The organism is Peribacillus sp. TH27 (assembly GCF_016650915.1).
In the GTDB taxonomy this organism is placed as follows: domain Bacteria; phylum Bacillota; class Bacilli; order Bacillales; family DSM-1321; genus Peribacillus; species Peribacillus butanolivorans.
The window spans coordinates 872,675-891,634 of sequence record NZ_JAEKEV010000002.1 but is presented as its reverse complement, the minus strand read 5'-3'; the positions used below and the strand labels follow the sequence as shown (position 1 = coordinate 891,634).

Here is an 18,960-nt window from a genome sequence, read left to right as displayed (position 1 = left end):
CCGCCGCCAAAGTTAATCCACTCCATTTGTGATTACCGTGGCCAAAAAGTAAGTTTTCACTTTTTATAAGTTTGTTTATTTTTGTTAGTAAATTAATATAAGGAAAAAAGACTTCAAACCATATGACAATCGCCAGCTACTTTCAGAAAAAGATTATAAAAATTCAAAGGCAAGTGGGGAAAACAACCTGTTTTTCTTCACTTGCTTTATTTTAGGGACTTATCGGACAGCCCCCTTGTGGAATTAATAATATTAATATAAAAAATTAACATTATATTTATATAGTTTTGGTTTAATTGAATTGTAAAATATAAATCTCCTTGGAGGAATCATTAGATGATTAATAAGAAAATTGTGAAAACAGGAGCTACTTTAGCACTTGCCTTAGCTATTACAGTTCCAGCACTATCACCGACAGCAGCTACTGCGAAGGAAAATAGTAAAATTGAATCTGTTAAATTTAATGGAATGAAAGCACCAGCTACTATCGATGAAATGGTAAAAACGTATACAACTGCAACCGTTGATGTAAAATATAGCAATGGAAAAGTAAAAACATTTCCGTTGTCCTACAACTACCTATTTAAATCGGAAGATAAGGTAGCAACCGTTAAAGGTGAAAAAATTCCTGCAGGTACACCAATTGATGTAAAAGGAAATCCAATTAAGGATCCAAGCAGCACAGACGGAAAATATTTTGTTTCAGATGCTCCGGATTCAAATAGCTTATTAATGCCAATTGACGGCAAACTTTATATGGTTACACATTATGAATATCAAACAATTGATGCTGCTGGTCAATCAGCATACGGTTTAGTCCCAGCATCTATGTCTTTAACTGAGTTGGAACAGGACAAAAAAACAGGTGAACTTAAACCTGTAAAAGTAGAAAAAATCGATTTTTCGGCAGTAAATGGACTTTGGATTCCATGTAATGGTTCTTTATCACCATGGAATACACATTTAGGTTCAGAAGAGTATGAGCCAGATGCTCGTCAATTTGCGGACCCTACATCAAAAACAAGAAGTCAAGTTGAAACATTTGCTCAATTCTATTTTGGAAATAAAGCAAAGGCTAATCCTTATTTCTATGGCTACACTCCTGAAATTACAGTAGATAAGAAGGGGAAAGCATCGGTTGTAAAACATTACAGTACAGGGCGTTTCTCCCATGAGTTAGCTAAAGTAATGCCTGATAACAAAACTGTATTTTACGGTGATGATGGTGGTAATACAGGAATGTTTATGTATATAGCCGATAAAGCAAAAGATTTATCAGCGGGTACACTATATGCAGCTAAATTTAAACAAACAGGTACTGAAAATGGTGGTTCAGGAGACTTAGAATGGATTAATTTAGGACATACAACGGATAAAGAAGTGGAAAAAATTATTGACAGCGGCATTACATTCAATGATATTTTTGAAACTTCTGATGTACCAAAAGAAGGTTTTACAGCGATTAAACAATATTCATATGGTAAAACAGAATATCTAAAACTTAAACCTGGTAAAGAAAAAGCAGCTGCCTTCCTTGAAACACGCCGATACGCAGCAATGCTTGGTGCGACTACTGAATTTAACAAAATGGAAGGTTTAGCGCTAAACGAAAAGGATAAAAAAGTATATATTGCTATTTCCGATCAAAGTAAGAGTATGGAAAAAGATTCAACAGGAAAAGACCCAGAAGACCATATCCAATTACCAAAAATTAAAGCTGGTGTAACCTATCAATTAGATTTACAAGGTGGTCAAAAGGATAGCGAAGGAAAGGCTATTCATAGCTCTTATGTAGCACCATCAATGTATGGATTGGTGGTAGGAGAAGACCTTCCTAATGCTGATGCATATGGAAACACTGCAAATGTAGACAAAGTAGCTAATCCCGATAACTTAAGTTATTCTGAAGCAATGAGAACCCTCTTTATTGGTGAAGATAGCGGTGCTCACACAAATAACTATGTTTGGGCATATAATGTTGAAACGAAAGAATTAAATCGTATTCTATCTGTTCCAGCAGGAGCCGAAGCAACTGGATTATTTGCTGCTGATGACCGCAATGGATTCTCATACATTTTCAGTAATTTCCAACATCCTGGTGATGAACTAGATGGTAAGTCAATTACAGCTGTTAACAAAGATGAATTATTTAAAGCTGTTGACGAACAAATTGGCATTAATAAAACAGGTGGGATTGGTTATATCTCTGGTATACCTTCTTTAACAAAATATAATAATGGTAAATATCAAAAAAGTTTAGAAATTGATAAAAAATGATAAGTTTAGATTAGGTAATGAACCTGAATGAAGGAACACAAATTTACGTAACGGCAACTGATGCAGCCGGAAATATAAGCACTGATAAAGTTACTAAGTAATGGATAAACTGGCTCCTAAAATTCCTTCAGTAAATGAAGTTATTGTGCTTATAAAAATGAATAGGGCTGTCATAAAAGTGATTAAAAAATGACTTTTGTGACAGCCCTCATCCATTTTAATTTGGCTCTGTATTATTTGTTGGGGTTATGACACAATTTTGAAGCAATAAAAAAACGTAGGAATCTTATTTTAGAAATGAGATTCGTGTCTCACCTCAAGCAGTGGCAGAACAAGTAGGGATTTTGCTAGAGAGAAACCTATAGGTGGGAAATAGAATGAGATTGTGAAGGATTGTACGTAAACTTTAGCCAATGTCGATTGTGATTATAAAGAATCTCTTGAACCAAAAACCAGGATGATCCCAAGAAATAAAATTATAAATATTGTTTTATTAATCCTGTACGTAAAAGTACACATTTATAAACATAAAAAGTCCTTAGAATCTATTAAATCTAAGGACTTTTTTGATTGCCTCTAATCCTAATTATGTTAAGTAGGGCTGGCGTACGCTGGTTCTTCTTATTTCACATTTCACATACTATTTTTTGAACGTATTTTTATGTTTTGTTGCTGATAGGTCGAACACGTAAGTGACATTTCTGTCATTCTTATTTATTTATTGTTAGGTAAATCGATGGAAAGAAATTGAAATGATTTTTAAAATAGATATAAACTCTGTTGTAGAAAGGAATAAGTCCAGAGAACCCTTTACAATCACCTTATTAGTTTGGTTGACGTTGTTTGTAATTTTTGTACTTCATGGGAGAATAGATACACTTTATCTTAAAGTAGATACTTTATAAAAAAAGCCGCCCTTCCAAATATAGAAAGATAGCCCCTTTGGCGTTTTAAGGAAAGGACCTTGTATTAACCTGATAGATGGCGAGACCCGTTTTAGAGAATGTACGGTTAACTTAAATGAATTTTAAAGTTCTTATATTAAAACAAAAAATGATACTACCAAGAAAAGGAAAATGACTGATGAATCGAAGTTTTGTTGATCGATACAATCAATCTATCATTTTCTTTAATGGAGAGTGTAAAACTTGAAAGGAGAAGTCTATGAAAAAAGTATTCGAAGTATTAAAGAAAATATTTGTTTTATTTATTGCCTTTATCTTGCTCGTATCAGTATCTGTTTTTATTTACCATAACTCTCAATTAAGTAAGGAAGCAAGACTCCTTAAAAGTGAGGGAACAGTCGTTAAGTTTAATAATAAAAAAATTAATGTCTATAATGAGGGAAGTGGTGAGGATACATTTGTATTTATGGCTGGCTCCGGGATCAGTCGCTCCTGTTTATGACATGAAAGGACTATATAGCAATTTTTCAAAAGAAAATAAGATAGCTGTCATTGAAAGAGCTGGATATGGGTACAGTGACGTTTTTAACGATGACAGAGATATTGACAAAATACTAGAGCAAACTAGAGAAGCGCTAATAGAAAGTGGAAATAAACCTCCGTATATATTAGTGCCTCACTCATTATCAGGGATAGAAGCTATTTACTGGGCACAAAGATACCCAGATGAAATAAAGGGAATTATTGCTTTAGATATTGGTTTACCTCAACAGTACGTAACACATAAAATGAACCTAGTTGATTCATTGACAGTAAGAGGAATAAATATTTTAACGAAAATTGGTTTGCACCGACTTGTTCCTTCTTCTACTTATAATCCTGAAGTGATTCGGCAATCATTTTTAACTGAAGAGGAAAAAGAAATTTATAAAGCATTATACTATAAACAATTTTTTAATGATGATATGAAGCAAGAACTTTTACAGGCTTATGAAAACGGTAAAAAATCAGTTAACCTTCCGATACCAAAAGAAACACCTATTTTATTTTTAGATGCAATTGCTGACCAATATAAAAACTCAAAATATACAAAACAAAAAAACAAAGATTATGAGGAATTTGCAGAACAATTAGAAATAGCAGATGTCATAAAAATTAGAGGTACACACAGCATTTATTTATACGTGCCTGATGAAATATATAAGCTTTCAATGGAATTTATCAATAAAGAAGTTGAAAAAAATGAAATCCTACGTGATGAAAGGATATAACATTTTAATAGTAGAAGACGATTTGATAATTGGCGATTTACTTCAAAAAATTTTGTAACTCAAAGCGTACTATGTTTGTTGGAAAACGGATGGAAGAGTAGTTCTGGATATCATCCATAAGATAGATTTAGTCATAATGGATGTTATGTTACTAGGTGAAGATAGCTATCAAATCACAAAGAAAATAAAAAACTAGGATTAAATATTCTCATAATTTCTCTCTCTGTCCGAAATGATAGGGTAAATCCTTTTGATTCTAGAGAGTTACATTACAAACTTTTTTAAATTGCGGGGTAGAAAATACAATTGACTAAGAACATAGGGTCGTTGAATTATTTGCAGAAATTATAGATTAAATATTAGTTGAACTTGATTAAAAGTTATACCATTTTTGGTGGAATCTTTAATGTTTCAGGAGGGGGATTTGGAATTATAGAACTTTTAAGGTCAAGGCTTAACTTGGATACAGCTTAGCTCATCTATATAGGAAATCCAGGATAGTAGGTGGATGATTATGAGTTAATTGGTTAATTGACTGGGCGGTAAATAAAAAGAAAAGGTACTAATTCCTTTTTTGTACGGAATCAGTACCAGGTATAGATATTTAATAATCTTACTTATTAGGGAATCACTTACCGGTTAATTAAGCAATTCCCTTCGTCATAACGAACGATAATGACGAGCTTGTGTCTATCCCCATGGTGTTCCGATCACGACAAATATTAGCCAAGCAAGTCCAGGTCCGATAACAACAAAGCATGCGGATGCAATTAAGAGTTTTCTAAAAAATTCATTTTGGTTCATACCTTGAGCATTTGCGAGCAACATGGCACCATTTGTTGAGAAGGGACTTATATCCACAATGCTCGATGCAAAAGAGATGGATGATATGACACCTATGGATGATACAGTCGGATCCTGAAGAATTGGAATCGCGAGTGGAATAATGGCTGCCAAGAAACCTGTTGTTGAGGCGAAAGATGAGATAATTCCTCCAATATAAGATGCTGTTAGAGCTGCCATTACAGAATTATTCATGCCAGCTATTAACTGGGTCATATATTCGATAACACCGATTTGTTCTAGTACTCCTACATAAGTCACAATCCCTGTTACCATAAGGATAATTGGCCAAGGCATACTCTGTAAGACGCCTTCTTGCCTTTTTGGAGCCACCAAGAAAAGTGCCAACCCTACTCCAAACCCGGCAAAGCCCATGTGTACATTGTACCCTAGAGCTAGGACGACTAGAAGAGCTATTCCAAGAAGTGTGAATCCTCTATACCAAGTTAAACGCCCTTCTGATTTTCCTGAATTATCTTCTGGATTATCTACTTGATTTACATTTATATCGATTGTTTCTACTGTTTCTACTGTAGCTGCTGTATACAGGTGAACAGAATCTTTCCTAAAAAACCTAAGTCCTCCAAAAAGAATGAATACTATAATCGCAACGAATACACATAAGATAAAGGTGTTTAAGAAAAGCAAACCTGGTGAATGTGGGAGGTTTTGTGAATCCATCATACCGTTCACAATCACACCAAAAAGATGAAGTGGTGAGAAACCACCCGCAGTCACCCCTATAAGTAGCATTAAGCCCATCATAAGAGGATTAATCTTGTATTGAAAGGCAACTCGTAACGCAATTGGACTTAAGATAGAAGCAGAAGCAATGGCAGATGTACCGATACTGGTCAAAATAGCACCCAGGGCGAACATAATCCATGGAATTAAGCCGGTGTTACCTTTAACCAAAAGGAGTCCCCATCTACTAATTAAGTCGATGGTTCCATTTTTTTGGACAATGGCAAATAAGAATGTGACTCCTGCAAGTAGGACGAATAGATCTGCAGGAAATGCACTAAAGATCTCGTCAACGCTTAGCCCACTGACTAACACACCCATGATAAAAGCAGCAACAAAACCAATAATACCGATGTTTATTGGAAGAATAGCTCCAATGATAAACATGAGTAAAAGTAATATAATAGCTCCGATTTCTATGCTCATAATATGTCCCCCTAAGTTTAATAAATTGCTCATGTGTGACCTGAGCCATGTGCTGAACAAATCCATTTGCTTGCGTCTTAGAGGTAGGGTCGCACTGTAACAGACTCATAAGAAAAATACTCTATTAAAAATTTAAAACTTTGATTCACAAATCTGAAAACGCTTTCAATTAGAAGTATTATGAATGCCAATAAATATCCTTATTAGGGAATTATTTTTTTGAGTTTTTCAAATGAAGAGTAATTGTCAACAATTTATTAATATCATCAAGAGTAATTGCAAAATACAAGACACGTTTAATTTCTGTTTAACCAATTGTAGAGTAGCTTCATTTCTTTAACCTCCTTTCCTTAGTTCATTTTTGTATAAAAAACTAATGGCGATTGTCGACAAAATTATGCTGATGTTTGTAATTCTAATGAAATTAGAATTTTCTGTCAATGTTTTTTTATCAATTTTATTAAATTCCCTTAATCCAAATAGGAGGGTGTAAATTCAAGAAGTTTTGTTAAACCAGAAGTTGGTTTTTGTACCCTATGTATTTGAAAGAATAAACCGCATTTTGGGAAAGGCAAATAAGCCTGCTCGTAGAGATAGGCTTTTTCACTTTTTTCAATTGCTAAGTTTTCATGTTGAAAAAACAAGGGAAAGTGTTTTTAGGTAGGAAACTATGGAATATGGTTTTCTAATTTTGTTTTTCAACGTCCTTTTCTTCTGGTGTCATAGTTCATACACTAATACAGTCCTCATCAACATTCATACCACATGCACGTTCAATAACTACATTCATTGAAAACACCCGTTTTGGCTTCAATAATTGGAATTGGTAAGATCAACTTGACCTTTGTTCTGCATGGATTGTTAAGGGAAATCTAATTATTAATACCTTTAATGCTAGGTTGTGATTTACCTTTAGGGTTAAAGACATTTTGGTTATGCTGTATTAAAACTTTTTTTGCTTCAACAAATTGTTTTTTATGTAAATGATTTAAAATAATATGGTGTTCTTTAAGTGATTTATTAATATTCTCTACCCATTCAAAAGAAAGTCGTTGCAATGATAGTAGCGGTAGTCCTAATCTAGAATACATATTGGCGATAATATCACTTTTACTCATTTCGATAATCCCCAAGTGGAACTTTTGATTCAACATCGCGTATTCCAAACGGTCACCATCAACCAGATCCATCTTATTAACAAGCTGTTCCATATGAATTAGAGATGATTCAGGTGTATCGAGCTCTGCAATCCTCTCTATTGCCAGGCTTTCGAGCATCATTCTTATTTCTAACAGATCAATAATATCTCTTTCTGAGTAGCCCTTTACAACGGAACCTTTTCTTGGGATCCGTTCAACTAAACCATCGATTGCTAATAAATAAAAAGCTTCTCTTATTGGGGCTCTGCTTGTCCCAAATTCTTCAGCATAATTAGCTTCTATTAATTTGTCTCCTGCTTTAAGTTTCCCAGTAATAATTTCTTCAGTTATTTTCTCGGCTATCAGCCTAGATAGTGAGTTATTATCAAAAATGTTGTTATCAACCATTATTTGTCCTCCTTAACCTGGACATGAGTTTTGAACTTTTATTAATGTATACAATACCAGAACTTTTAGAAAAATCGAAGTAAACTTTTTGGGAAAATCCTACTCATTTTAAATTTTTTTTAAAAAGCAAAATATTGTCATCAAACTAAATCAATTGAAATGAGAAAAAGGGTGAAGATTGCCACTCTTTTTAGAAGTAAATACAACCAATGTTATCGACAAATTGAAAATACACGTAATAAGCCTGAAAATAAATAGTCAGAAAATTATATAAATTAATAATTATTAGTTGAATTTACATTAAAAGTATATTAGGATGTAATCATTCACAATAAACGATTGTCGACAATATACTATTTTAGTTTCGGTACATGATAATTTTTTAAAAAAAGCAAGTAAAGAAGTCATCAAATTCAAATTTATTAAAGGGGTGAATTCAGCATGAAAGTTACGATTAACCGAACTGAAACGAATGGGAAGATTACCTTACAAGAAAGCGGCGGGTTTGCGATAGTGACCATACACCGTCCAGAATTAAAAAATGCACTGACAAATCGAATGTGGAATGATTTAGCAGAGATGGGGAAAATGATAACTCAAAATCCAAAGAATAAAGTCGTAATATTGCGTGGAAGTAAAACTCATTTCTCTGCTGGCTCCGATATTAAACAATTTAATGAGTTAACAATTGCTGAGGCAAATGAAGCATTTCGATTAATGGAAGAGGCCATTTCTACTTTTGAAAAAATAACATTACCTACAATAGGCGCCATAAATGGTCCTGCGTTAGGTGCAGGTTTTGAATTGGCCTTAGCATGCGATATACGAATTGGCACGCCACACACACTAATGGGAATTCCAGTTGGAAGACTAGGGATTACTTTGAACCAACCATTTGCGAAAAGAATAGCCGACATGATCGGAAAAAGTAGAACAATGGATCTAGTTTATACGGGTCGTTTATTAAATCCAATAGAGTGTTATCAATTGGGCCTAATCAATTATCTTCTAGATGATGAAGAAGATATTAATCATTTCATTATAAATCTTGGCAAAAGGATCTTGGAGCAGTCACAAGCCTCCCTTTTAGCTGTAAAACGGTCAGTTGCTTATAATTATCCGACTATTTCAATTCCATGGGAAACTGGCATTCAATCCAGCGTTGACCCCATTGACTTTCCAGAAGGTGTTCGATCTTTTGTAGAAAAAAGAAAACCAAACTTTCAAAGGAGACGATAATATATGCAACCACTAAAAGGAATTAAAATAGTAGATTTAACCCGTATTTTGAGTGGTCCATACTGTACAATGACACTTGCTGACCTAGGTGCAGAAGTAATCAAAATAGAGTCCCCAAAAGGTGACGATACAAGAGAGTGGGGTCCCCCTTTTTTACAAAATGAAAGCGCTTATTTTTTAAGCGTTAATCGAAATAAAAAAAGCTTGGTACTCAATTTAAAAGAAGAAACAGGGAAAGAAATTTTTTTAAAGTTAGTTAAAAATGCTGATGTTGTAGTTGAGAATTTCCGTCCAGGTACTTTAACGAGACTTGGTATAGGTTACGAGGTCCTTAAAGAGCATAATCCAGGAGTTATTTTAGCTTCAATTTCCGGATTCGGCCAAACGGGTACATATTCAAAGAAACCAGGATATGATGTTTTAGCCCAAGGTATGGGCGGGTTAATGTCAGTAACAGGAGAACTCGGGAAAAGACCAGTGAAAGCAGGATTTTCCATGGCGGATGTCGGTACTGGAATGTGGGCAGCTTTTGGCATTTTAGCAGCTTTGCATGAACGTAATCATTCTGGCGAAGGTCAGTGGGTAGACACATCCTTACTGGATACCGTCGTTTCGTGGCAAACTTATTTAGCAGGCAGTTATTTTGCTTCTGGAAAAAATCCAGAACCACTGGGAGATGCTCATCCAAATATTGTCCCTTATCAAGTATTTGAAGCATCTGATGGATACTTCATACTTGCTGTTGGGAACGATGGTTTATGGGATAGATTTGTTGAGGTGATGGATTTACAATCCATAAAAGATCAAAGGTTTGTAACAAATCCAAAGAGGGTGGAAAACCGAGAGATACTTATTCCTCTCTTAAATGAAGTATTTCAGAACAAAACAATTAATGAGTGGATTGCATTATTTGAATCAGTGAAAATTCCGTGCGGTCCAGTAAATAAGTTTTCAGACATTCTAAATGATAAACATATGTATGAACGCGAAATGATAATTGAGAGGGAGCACCCAACACTTGGGCCTATTAAAATGTTAGGAATTCCAGTTAAATTTTCAAGAACACCAGGGGAGGTTAAAACTGTGCCACCACAATTAGGGGAACATACGACCGAAATTTTAGAAGAGTTAGGTTATAGTGATGAAGAAATTTTACGCTTTGTTGAATTAAATATTACAGCTCCAGAAAAAGCTAGTTTAATAAAAAAATAGATGAAAAAAGTATCCATTATGGAAACCCTGGAGGATAAAGATGTTTATAGACCCGGAGACGCTAACACCTAAGGAAATATATAAATTGCTCATTGGTTCAGTTGTCCCAAGACCGATTGCATGGGTTTCTACGGTTAGTAGAAATGGAGTATATAATTTAGCACCTTTCAGTTTTTACAATGTTGTTTCGCGAAACCCGCCAATGCTCGGCATTTCAATAGGTCCAGGTGTCGGTGAAAGAAATGGAACAGAAAAGGATACGTTGACAAATATACGTAGTGAAAAAGATTTTGTCATCAATGTAGTGTCCAATAATGTTGCAAATCAGATGCATTTAAGTTCTGGTAATTTTCAACCTGAGGTTGATGAGTTTAAGAGTGTAAATGTAACACCAATGGAAAGTAAGATAGTAAAATCTCCATTAATAATGGAAGCAGATATAAAAATGGAATGTCGATTAGAGAAAATTATCGAACTTGGATCAGATCATCTCGTAATTGGCAGACTTGTTCAATATCATATTATTGACGATTTATATTGTGATGGGAAGGTCAATATAGAAGAATTACAACCAGTAGGTCGACTTGCTGGAAATTATAATCTTGTTGAAAATATTTTTCTTCTCCCCAGATAAAAAAGGGAGTGATAATCTGATGAAAGCCATTTATGTTAATCGATTTGGAGGTCCAGAGGTATTAGAAGTAATAGAAACAACTGTGCCTCTCATAGCTCCAAACCAAGTTCTAATACAAGTTGCCGCAGTGAGTGTTAACTTTGCTGATATAAAAGCAAGATTAGGTAAGTATCATGGAAAAGGCAACCCGCCTTTTATACCAGGATTAGATGTAGCTGGGATAGTAGAATCTGTAGGTAATTCAGTGAAAAATGTAAAGGTGGGGGATCGGGTAATTGCCTTTCCAGCCAACGGTTCTTATTCAGAATATTGTGTGGCATAAACTAACCTATGTCATTCCTGATAATGTTAGCTTTGATATTGCAGCAGCATGCCCAGTTGTTTCAGTAACTTCATATAATCTACTGTCACAATCTGCGAATGTAAAAAAGGGAGAAATCATTGTTATTCATTCTGCCTCTGGTGGAATAGGTACAACTGCAATACAAATTGCAAAAGTATTGGGTGCAAAGATGATCATTGGAACAGTGGGAATTGATGAAAAAATTGCAACAGCTAAAAGTGCAGGTGCAGATGCTGTGCTTAATTACAATACAGAAAGCATGGAGCAAAGAATCCTTGAATTAACAAATGGACAAGGTGCTGACGTTATTCTCGATTCAATTGGGGGGAAGATTTTTGAAGAAAGTATGAAATATCTTGCTCCTTTCGGAAGAATTGTCTGTTTTGGAAGCTCATTAGGAGAATCAGGTGTAGTCAAAACCAACGATCTCCATAAAACATGCCGTTCCGTATTAGGATATAGTTTAGGAACCCAGTTAAAGGCACGGCCAGAAGCATTAGCTCAACCAGTTTCAGATGTATTGAAATTAATTGAAAACAAGGAATTAAAAATAGTCATAAGTAAAAAATTTAAATTAAACGAGGCAGAGAGAAGCACATAAATGGATTGAGAGTAGGAATAGTGTAGGGAAAATTCTATTAATTCCATAATGTGAAAGAGGATGATTAATGAAGGAGTGAGGTTAACGAGTCACTTCATATTTTCATCCTCTTTTCTATTAATCTTTTTCTAAAGTAAGACTAGAAATATAAACATCGATTGAATCTAGCTCAATTTCCAAGACAGAAAGGAGAATAAAGGTGATTTTCTCTTGAATCATTTCGATCATTTTTATAATATTTTGATCAATTGAGGAAACGAGTTCGACCTGTATTTGTAGTTTAGGGACATTGGAGAAATTATATCTAATGTTGCTAACTTTTGACACCTCGACTATGTTTTTGCAACTGAAAATTGTAATATCTTTTAAGGCAGTTTCAGATATGAAGATAGTACCTTTGTTAAAGTTTGGCTGAATAATTGTTGTTTCACCAATATATATTTTTTGATTAGAAAAGATTTTCTTACCCTTTAAGATTATCTTTTTAACCATGCTAGGTTCGATTTGAATATATGGGATCGGTATGACATGTTTTTCTTCTGTCTTTCGTACAAAGAGTGCCATTTTAATTTCTTTACTGGAACGGATATCAGATACATCAGTATATTGGTCAATTTTCCCTAATTTTAATTTTTGGGCAATTAAATCAACCATCTTGATTGAAGTACCTACTATTAAAATTTTATCAATCGAAGCTCTATGAATAGCTTTTATTACTTCTTCTTGATGCTCGTCGTAATGAAATATAGCACGCTTAACCGCCTTAATATAATTTTTTTCGTATTTTGCAGAAGTTCCTGCAATTTTCCGGCCTTTAACAATTAAAAGACCATCGTCAATAAAGGCAGGAATCCCTTTTTTATGGGTATATTGAAGAACAGAAGTGCTCTTTCCAGTACCACTTTTTCCAACTAATGCAAAAACTTTCAAGAAAAATCCCCCTTAACTTCCAGTTTGTATAAAATTACCTTTTAAAGATAATTTTTATATTCTAGCAAATATCGAATTGAAAGAAATTACTTTTGATTCAGTTCCCTTCTAATCCATTAATAAAATAAATAAAATAGTTAACAAAAAATGTGATTAGAAAAACTGATTAACATAAAATCTTTTGAATAATAAGGTTTTAATCTTAAACGCATACTAGATTATTGGAAAATAAGTATAAATTGTTAACAATTTGTTGAAGGGAATTTAGAGATAACATATAATATACTCAAAGACATTATATCATTCTTAAGTGGTTGTTCAAAAAGGTCAGGAAAAGTTCCGCAAAAAGAAAAAAGATTTTTCTTATCGCGAAGTTATTTCTAGGAAACTGACCCTAGTATTGTGAATCTCTTCATTGATTCGCTTTTTTCCTCCTTTTTGAGCATTCGCTTAAAGTTATTTGTAAAAGAGGTGTATTATTATGGAGGTCGATAAGCATCTTCCAAAAATTATTGCAAGTCAAATCGTTACTGATATTATAAATAACGTTTTGGAATCCGGGGAAAAAGTAATTGAAGAGCGATATGCGAATAGTTTTGGTACTAGTCGAGGTCCAGTTCGAGAAGCACTTTATATATTAGAAAATGAAGGGATGATCGAGAGAATTCCCAAAAGGGGTTCATTTGTAAAAAAATACAACAAACAGGATCTTTGTGATTTATTTGAAGTCAGAGGATCTCTAGAAAACATGTCACTAAGCCGCCTTAAATATCCATTACAAGAGGATCAGGTAAATGAAATTGATCAAATAATTAGTGATATGGCTACTGCAAATATGGAAGTTTATGCACAACTAAATAATGATTTTCACTATAAAGTCTTGTCTTTATCAGGGAATGAGGTTTTTAAAAATATTTTTTCTCGTTTGGGAACACCATTGATAACCTTACAAAAGATAGTTTTAGAAACTCCTGAAAGTGTAAAGCAATCGTATGAGGAGCATAAAATGCTTTGGAATGCTATAAAAGTGGGGAAAATTAATCTTGCAAAAGCAGTGTTAGAAGACCATATTGAAAGTGGTAAAAGAAGGTTTTATGAAGCAGTTGAAAAAAATAAAAAATAAAGGAATGTATCTTTTATTTTTTGTCATAAATTATCAAAATATTTAAAATAATATAAAAGTGTGGATTGAAATGATTCTTCATTAAATGGACATTGAATAAAAAAAGGGTTGTAGATGGAAACGGAAACATTAGAAGGTTTTAAACTATTAACATTTAGCAGTCCTCTAGTACGAAATGCTATTAATATGAAAATGATTGAGGGGGAGTAGAGGTATTGAGCTGTTTTAGAAAAATGATGATATTGACATTCTTATGATTTCGGAACAGGTAAAGCTTTTTCTCTGGAGAAGAAGATACAACGAAATTCTTAAGTGTGATTATGGAGGAAAATGGTGACATGGTTAAAAGCATGTAGATCCAACGATACCTGTTATTGGTGTAATTAAGGAGTAGGCTGAAGTATTTCTGAACGAAGAGAACTTGAAGATAAGTCCAATCAATGTAAAGTTCACCATACTAATAATTGTGAGACTTTTGAATTATTTGTAGAGAAAGAGAAAATTAGACCAGTAAAAGGGTGATATTGGTGTCGTTAGGTTACCCGAAGAATCTACTATATTTAAAAAAGAAATAGAAGGGACGTAGAAGAGATGGCTGAAAATCTAGAGGTAGTGAACAAAAATAGTATTAGTAATGAGCCACTTTATCTCCAAATAGAAGGAAATATAGCGTTTATCAATTTCAACAGACCCGAAAAACGGAATGCACTTAGTTACGAAATGTGGACGAAAATACCTGATTTAATAGAAGAATGCGAAAAAAATTCACAGGTTAAAGTAATTATTTTTAAAGGTGTAGATCATAGTGCGTTTTCGGCAGGAGCAGATATAAGCGAATTTAAAACATTACGTTATACAGCTGAAGGGGCTGATAAATATAATAGGGCAACGCTGGTCGCAGAAAAAGCCATAATGGATGTTTCCAAACCAACAATCGCCATGATTCAAGGGTTTTCTGTGGGAGGGGGCTGTGAAATAGCAGTTGCATGCGATTTTAGATTTTCTGATGAAAATGGAAGATTGGGCATTACCCCTGCCAAGCTTGGATTAGTTTATAATACGCCTGGAACAAAGAATATTGTCGACCTTGTAGGTCCTGCAAAAGCAAAAGACATTCTATATACAGGCCGTTTATTAGATGCTGAAGAAGCTTTTCGAATTGGGTTAGTGGATCGTGTATTTTCCTCAGACTCAATTGAAAAAGAAACTTTGGATTATGCAAAACTAATTTGTAAAAATGCTCAATTGTCAGTACGGGGGACAAAAAAGATTATTAATGAAGTATTAATGGGAGCTACCGAGGATTCTCAAGAGACAGCGCAACTTGTAATCGATTCTTTTGTTTCAGAGGATTATAGAGAAGGTGTTCATTCTTTCCTAGAAAAACGCAAGCCGAACTTTAAATATTCTTAATATGCAAATGAGTCATACTGAGAAACTTTCTTGAGGTGTAAGTATAGATAAGAAATAAAAACGTTGAATGAATTTTAGTTTAACTGACACACACCTTAAGAAAGGGGATTTTTACATAAAGGCTTAAAACGATATAAATGAAGTTAAAAAAAGGGATTATAAAAGGGCATTCTATATAAAATCGGCGTATTGTGTGATAACGAAAAACGAAATGGCTGAGAGTCTATAAGACAGATGGGGGATAAAGATGAATCAAACAAAAACCAGCAACAATGTCATCTCACTTAAGAATATTAACTGGAAACGCAATGGGAACCAAATATTAAATGGGGTTTCATGGGAAGTCCAAACGGGGGAACACTGGGCGCTTCTAGGTTTAAATGGATCAGGTAAAACATCTCTTTTAAAAATGATTACGGGATATCAATGGCCCAATAGTGGTGGCGAAGTTTCTGTTTTAGGAAACATTTTTGGAAAAACGAATATACCTGAGCTACGGAAATCCATAGGCTGGGTGAGTTCCTCCTTAGATCAGGAATATCAATCACGGCCGAATGATACAGCACTTGAAGTAGTCTTAAGTGGTAAATTTGCTTCTATTGGATTATATGAGGAAATTACAGAGAATGATGTAAAAAAAGCAAATAAATTACTAGACCAATTTAGAATCAAACATTTGTCCAACCAATTCATCCAATCTCTTTCTCAAGGTGAAAAAAGAAAAGCGATGATTGCAAGGGCTCTAATGTCTTCGCCTCGTTTATTAATTTTAGATGAGCCTTGTAATGGATTGGACATTTACTCTAAGGAAGAACTATTAACCACTATTGAAGATATGACTGCTGCACCGAACGGCCCAACCATTTTATATGTTACACATCATATCGAAGAAATCGTTCCATCAATAACTCATGCTTTGTTAATCAATTCAGGGAACGTTATTGCAAAAGGCGATAAAAAGAACACATTAACAGAATCATTGTTAGAAAAGACCTTTCGTGTTCCTATAACTTTAGAATGGGAAAACGATCGTCCTTGGATCCGGATTAAATCGATGTTAGCGACTGTAAAAAACTAAAACTTCTGGAAAGCATTCTGCATGAGTAGTATAATCAATTCTTCTATAAACTTTACATGAGTTTTAGGGGATTTTAACTCTTCTGAGAAGGGTGTCAACTGTTATTCATAGAGATTCAATGGGAGCAACGTTTTATAGAACAACACCCTTATGTTAATCATTAATGACCCGTTCGCGAAAGCTGACTTTTACGAGCGGGTATTTTTGTTTTGACAATACCTTTTTCTCATTCACCTTAATAGTGTGTCTGGTTGAGTGGTTGACAATGTAAGGAATATGGTCTTGCAAATATATGATACGATGAAAGTAGCCCTCCGTTTTTTGATTTGGGCAGGCTGGGTGAAAAAAGTGAATAAACAATCATATTAGGTCAATTCTATATACAAGAATGAAAATAAAAAGGAGATTAGATCGTGAAGCCATATGAAATAAAAAATATGATTATTGATGACGAGTTTGATGGTGAAGAAACGGTTACAGCTGATTTTACTCACAATTATAAAGATTATAGCATTACTTTTAATAAAGCAGATCTTGAAATAATTAATACATGGGTTTTTGAGGATGGTTCATCTCTTCCATCAAATTTATCTGATACTATCATTGAATCAATAAGGGAAGATATTAAAAAGAGAATCTAGTCATATGAACTAGATCTTTTTTATGGTCATTTTCTTGATCGAAGAAAAGTTTAGCCTAGTTAGAAGAAGTAGAAATTATTTGGCTTTACCGACAAACGTCTTAAACTCGGAACCGAATTGATGACAAATATGATCACTTTAATCCCTGCTGAGATGGATGATGAGACCTTTTTTATATCTCTGGTTTTTATACAATACTGGCTCCAATTGAAAATAGAAAACAGGTAGTATAGGTGTTTGTTCTAAGTCCCAACCCGTGGGGAAGAAAAAAGGGCTTTGCGTATTTTATTTCCTAAAGGATCCATTATGTTAACTAATGATGAGTCTTATTTATCCACGATTAAAGATGGTTCAACCAATGAAATACTTGCCTATAATGTGTCTAGCCGAATGACATTAGATTTAACTACAGATACATTAGTAAAGTTAACGAAGAATAAACGAGTAAAAAGGGGCCTCTATTCACTCTGATCACGGAGTACACTATACTAGTCCACTTTTCAAAAAAAACTAGGACTTGGGCAATCCATGTCGAGAAGAGGGAACTGTTAGGATAACGCTCCACTAGAGTCCTTCTTTGGTCATTTTAAAGATGAAGCCTAAATTAAACCCTGCAATACAATAGAAAAACTTAAAAAGGAAATAAGAAGTTATATGACGTACTATAACAATTTCAGATATCAATGGAACTTAAAGAAGGTGACTCCTGTTCAATACAGAAATCACCTTCTCCAAGTGGCATGACCTTTTTTTATAATGTCCTTTACATAGGGTTCAGTTTAATAATTGGCTGACCTTATATTACGAATGGGGCAGGTTAGTTCCAAAAGGAATTCTGAATTTTATGGTAAAGTAAAGGAAATTATTGATTATTAGTTTGGGGGATTTTTAGTGGAGGCTCATACCTAATGTTTTTTATATTTTTGGGTTATTTATTCTATATATAGTTATCGAAACAGCAGTAAGGAAAGGTATTAATAGTTCAATTATTGGTCAATTTCTTGAAAAGAAGTATGAATTTAAAGGAAGATAAAAAGTCTTTTCTTGATGATGAATTAGATAATGATAAACAATAAAACGGATTATTAAGCTAACAGGTGCTTTATTTTATTAAGGAAATTGCTTTGGCAGCTCTTATTCTAATGGAGCTAACGGGGCAGCTTTCCTATGAGTCTTTTTCTTCAAATGTCCAGTTATATCCTTTTTTATTGAGGGAGTTTAGTTACATAACAGCAGGAATGGGGCGAATACGTAGCCGCTAATGCTTAGCTTGATATACCTATGATGTTATTACTTCTTAAGTAATCCATTGAAAAGTTGGCAGAAGATAGACTGCTAAAAAATTCTTGAGAAAAGGAGACATTAGAAATGACAACTTCAAAGAAAAATGTAAGGACTTGCAACAAAGGACACAAATATTATAAGGGTAGCGACTGTCCGACCTGCCCTATTTGTGAGCAAGAGCGCAAACCTGACAACGGATTTCTTTCACTACTTTCTGCGCCAGCCAGACGAGCAATGGAAAACAATGGGGTAACTTCACTACAACAGCTATCAAAATTTAGTGAAAAAGAGATTTTGCAATTTCACGGTATGGGACCAGCTTCTATACCTAAACTTAGGACTGCTTTGGAGACAAATGGGTTATCATTCAAAAATTAAACACCAAGAATGATTAAACTTAAGTAATGCATTTTATGCCTACTGGAGCATAATTTTTTATTCAATTTCTT

General features: G+C 34.0%; 12 protein-coding genes and 4 pseudogenes. 13 read left to right on the top strand and 3 right to left on the bottom strand.

What is annotated here, in order from left to right; all coding sequences use genetic code 11:
• Nucleotides 1–336 precede the first annotated feature (336 nt).
• From JFU24_RS05605 to JFU24_RS05595, 3 genes and pseudogenes are all read left to right on the top strand, one after another.
• Complete coding sequence (locus tag JFU24_RS05605; protein ID WP_201249695.1) at nucleotides 337–2,277, top strand: PhoX family protein; 1,941 nt, start codon at nucleotides 337–339, stop codon at nucleotides 2,275–2,277.
• 1,164 nt (nucleotides 2,278–3,441) lie between these two features.
• Nucleotides 3,442–4,453 (top strand): annotated as a pseudogene (locus JFU24_RS05600) (alpha/beta fold hydrolase).
• A pseudogene (locus tag JFU24_RS05595) lies at nucleotides 4,440–4,720 on the top strand (response regulator); the annotation flags it as partial. The pseudogenes JFU24_RS05600 and JFU24_RS05595, both read left to right, overlap by 14 nt.
• A 423-nt stretch (nucleotides 4,721–5,143) precedes the next feature.
• On the opposite strand, the gene JFU24_RS05590 reads toward JFU24_RS05595, so the two are convergent.
• Both JFU24_RS05590 and JFU24_RS05585 read right to left on the bottom strand, forming a co-directional pair.
• Complete coding sequence (locus JFU24_RS05590) at nucleotides 5,144–6,466, bottom strand: SLC13 family permease (protein ID WP_201249694.1); 1,323 nt, start codon at nucleotides 6,464–6,466, stop codon at nucleotides 5,144–5,146.
• 872 nt (nucleotides 6,467–7,338) lie between these two features.
• Entirely contained in the window at nucleotides 7,339–8,013 is a 675-nt protein-coding gene (locus JFU24_RS05585; RefSeq protein WP_201249693.1) for a GntR family transcriptional regulator, read from the bottom strand.
• Nucleotides 8,014–8,454: 441 nt separating this feature from the next.
• Here JFU24_RS05585 and JFU24_RS05580 point away from each other — a divergent pair, with 441 nt between their 5' ends.
• From JFU24_RS05580 to JFU24_RS05565, 4 genes and pseudogenes are all read left to right on the top strand, one after another.
• Nucleotides 8,455–9,252, top strand: coding sequence for an enoyl-CoA hydratase/isomerase family protein (locus tag JFU24_RS05580; RefSeq protein ID WP_201181037.1), 798 nt, complete (start codon nucleotides 8,455–8,457; stop codon nucleotides 9,250–9,252).
• Nucleotides 9,253–9,255: 3 nt separating this feature from the next.
• Entirely contained in the window at nucleotides 9,256–10,464 is a 1,209-nt protein-coding gene (locus JFU24_RS05575) for a CaiB/BaiF CoA transferase family protein (protein ID WP_201224875.1), read from the top strand.
• 40 nt (nucleotides 10,465–10,504) lie between these two features.
• Nucleotides 10,505–11,098, top strand: a complete 594-nt coding sequence (locus tag JFU24_RS05570) for a flavin reductase family protein (RefSeq protein ID WP_201181035.1) — start codon at nucleotides 10,505–10,507, stop codon at nucleotides 11,096–11,098.
• Between the two features lie 19 nt (nucleotides 11,099–11,117).
• Nucleotides 11,118–12,091: pseudogene (locus tag JFU24_RS05565) on the top strand (quinone oxidoreductase family protein).
• Between the two features lie 68 nt (nucleotides 12,092–12,159).
• Here JFU24_RS05565 and JFU24_RS05560 read toward each other — a convergent pair.
• Nucleotides 12,160–12,972, bottom strand: coding sequence for a hypothetical protein (locus tag JFU24_RS05560; RefSeq protein ID WP_201224874.1), 813 nt, complete (start codon nucleotides 12,970–12,972; stop codon nucleotides 12,160–12,162).
• A gap of 481 nt (nucleotides 12,973–13,453) precedes the next feature.
• Here JFU24_RS05560 and JFU24_RS05555 point away from each other — a divergent pair, with 481 nt between their 5' ends.
• The 6 genes and pseudogenes from JFU24_RS05555 to JFU24_RS05530 all read left to right on the top strand — a co-directional run bounded on the left by JFU24_RS05555 (nucleotide 13,454) and on the right by JFU24_RS05530 (nucleotide 18,889).
• Complete coding sequence (locus tag JFU24_RS05555; protein ID WP_201181032.1) at nucleotides 13,454–14,095, top strand: GntR family transcriptional regulator; 642 nt, start codon at nucleotides 13,454–13,456, stop codon at nucleotides 14,093–14,095.
• Between the two features lie 591 nt (nucleotides 14,096–14,686).
• Complete coding sequence (locus JFU24_RS05550; RefSeq protein WP_201224872.1) at nucleotides 14,687–15,508, top strand: enoyl-CoA hydratase-related protein; 822 nt, start codon at nucleotides 14,687–14,689, stop codon at nucleotides 15,506–15,508.
• 247 nt (nucleotides 15,509–15,755) lie between these two features.
• The gene (locus JFU24_RS05545; protein ID WP_201224871.1) at nucleotides 15,756–16,586 is read left to right on the top strand and encodes an ABC transporter ATP-binding protein; all 831 of its coding nucleotides are present in this window, start codon (nucleotides 15,756–15,758) and stop codon (nucleotides 16,584–16,586) included.
• 413 nt (nucleotides 16,587–16,999) lie between these two features.
• Nucleotides 17,000–17,227, top strand: a complete 228-nt coding sequence (locus JFU24_RS05540; RefSeq protein WP_201181028.1) for a hypothetical protein — start codon at nucleotides 17,000–17,002, stop codon at nucleotides 17,225–17,227.
• A gap of 315 nt (nucleotides 17,228–17,542) precedes the next feature.
• A pseudogene (locus JFU24_RS05535) lies at nucleotides 17,543–17,971 on the top strand (IS3 family transposase); the annotation flags it as partial.
• A gap of 624 nt (nucleotides 17,972–18,595) precedes the next feature.
• A complete protein-coding gene (locus tag JFU24_RS05530; protein ID WP_053345612.1) occupies nucleotides 18,596–18,889 on the top strand; it encodes an RNA polymerase alpha subunit C-terminal domain-containing protein in 294 nt (97 codons plus the stop codon).
• Nucleotides 18,890–18,960 lie beyond the last annotated feature (71 nt).

Bases quoted from the DNA above. Each gene is read 5' to 3' on its own strand.
- JFU24_RS05530 (WP_053345612.1), top strand. From the start codon at position 18,596: ATGACAACTTCAAAGAAAAATGTAAGGACTTGCAACAAAGGACACAAA.
- JFU24_RS05550 (WP_201224872.1), top strand. From the start codon at position 14,687: ATGGCTGAAAATCTAGAGGTAGTGAACAAAAATAGTATTAGTAATGAG.
- JFU24_RS05570 (WP_201181035.1), top strand. From the start codon at position 10,505: ATGTTTATAGACCCGGAGACGCTAACACCTAAGGAAATATATAAATTG.
- JFU24_RS05585 (WP_201249693.1), bottom strand. From the start codon at position 8,013: ATGGTTGATAACAACATTTTTGATAATAACTCACTATCTAGGCTGATA.
- JFU24_RS05545 (WP_201224871.1), top strand. From the start codon at position 15,756: ATGAATCAAACAAAAACCAGCAACAATGTCATCTCACTTAAGAATATT.
- JFU24_RS05590 (WP_201249694.1), bottom strand. From the start codon at position 6,466: ATGAGCATAGAAATCGGAGCTATTATATTACTTTTACTCATGTTTATC.
- JFU24_RS05580 (WP_201181037.1), top strand. From the start codon at position 8,455: ATGAAAGTTACGATTAACCGAACTGAAACGAATGGGAAGATTACCTTA.
- JFU24_RS05605 (WP_201249695.1), top strand. From the start codon at position 337: ATGATTAATAAGAAAATTGTGAAAACAGGAGCTACTTTAGCACTTGCC.
- JFU24_RS05555 (WP_201181032.1), top strand. From the start codon at position 13,454: ATGGAGGTCGATAAGCATCTTCCAAAAATTATTGCAAGTCAAATCGTT.
- JFU24_RS05575 (WP_201224875.1), top strand. From the start codon at position 9,256: ATGCAACCACTAAAAGGAATTAAAATAGTAGATTTAACCCGTATTTTG.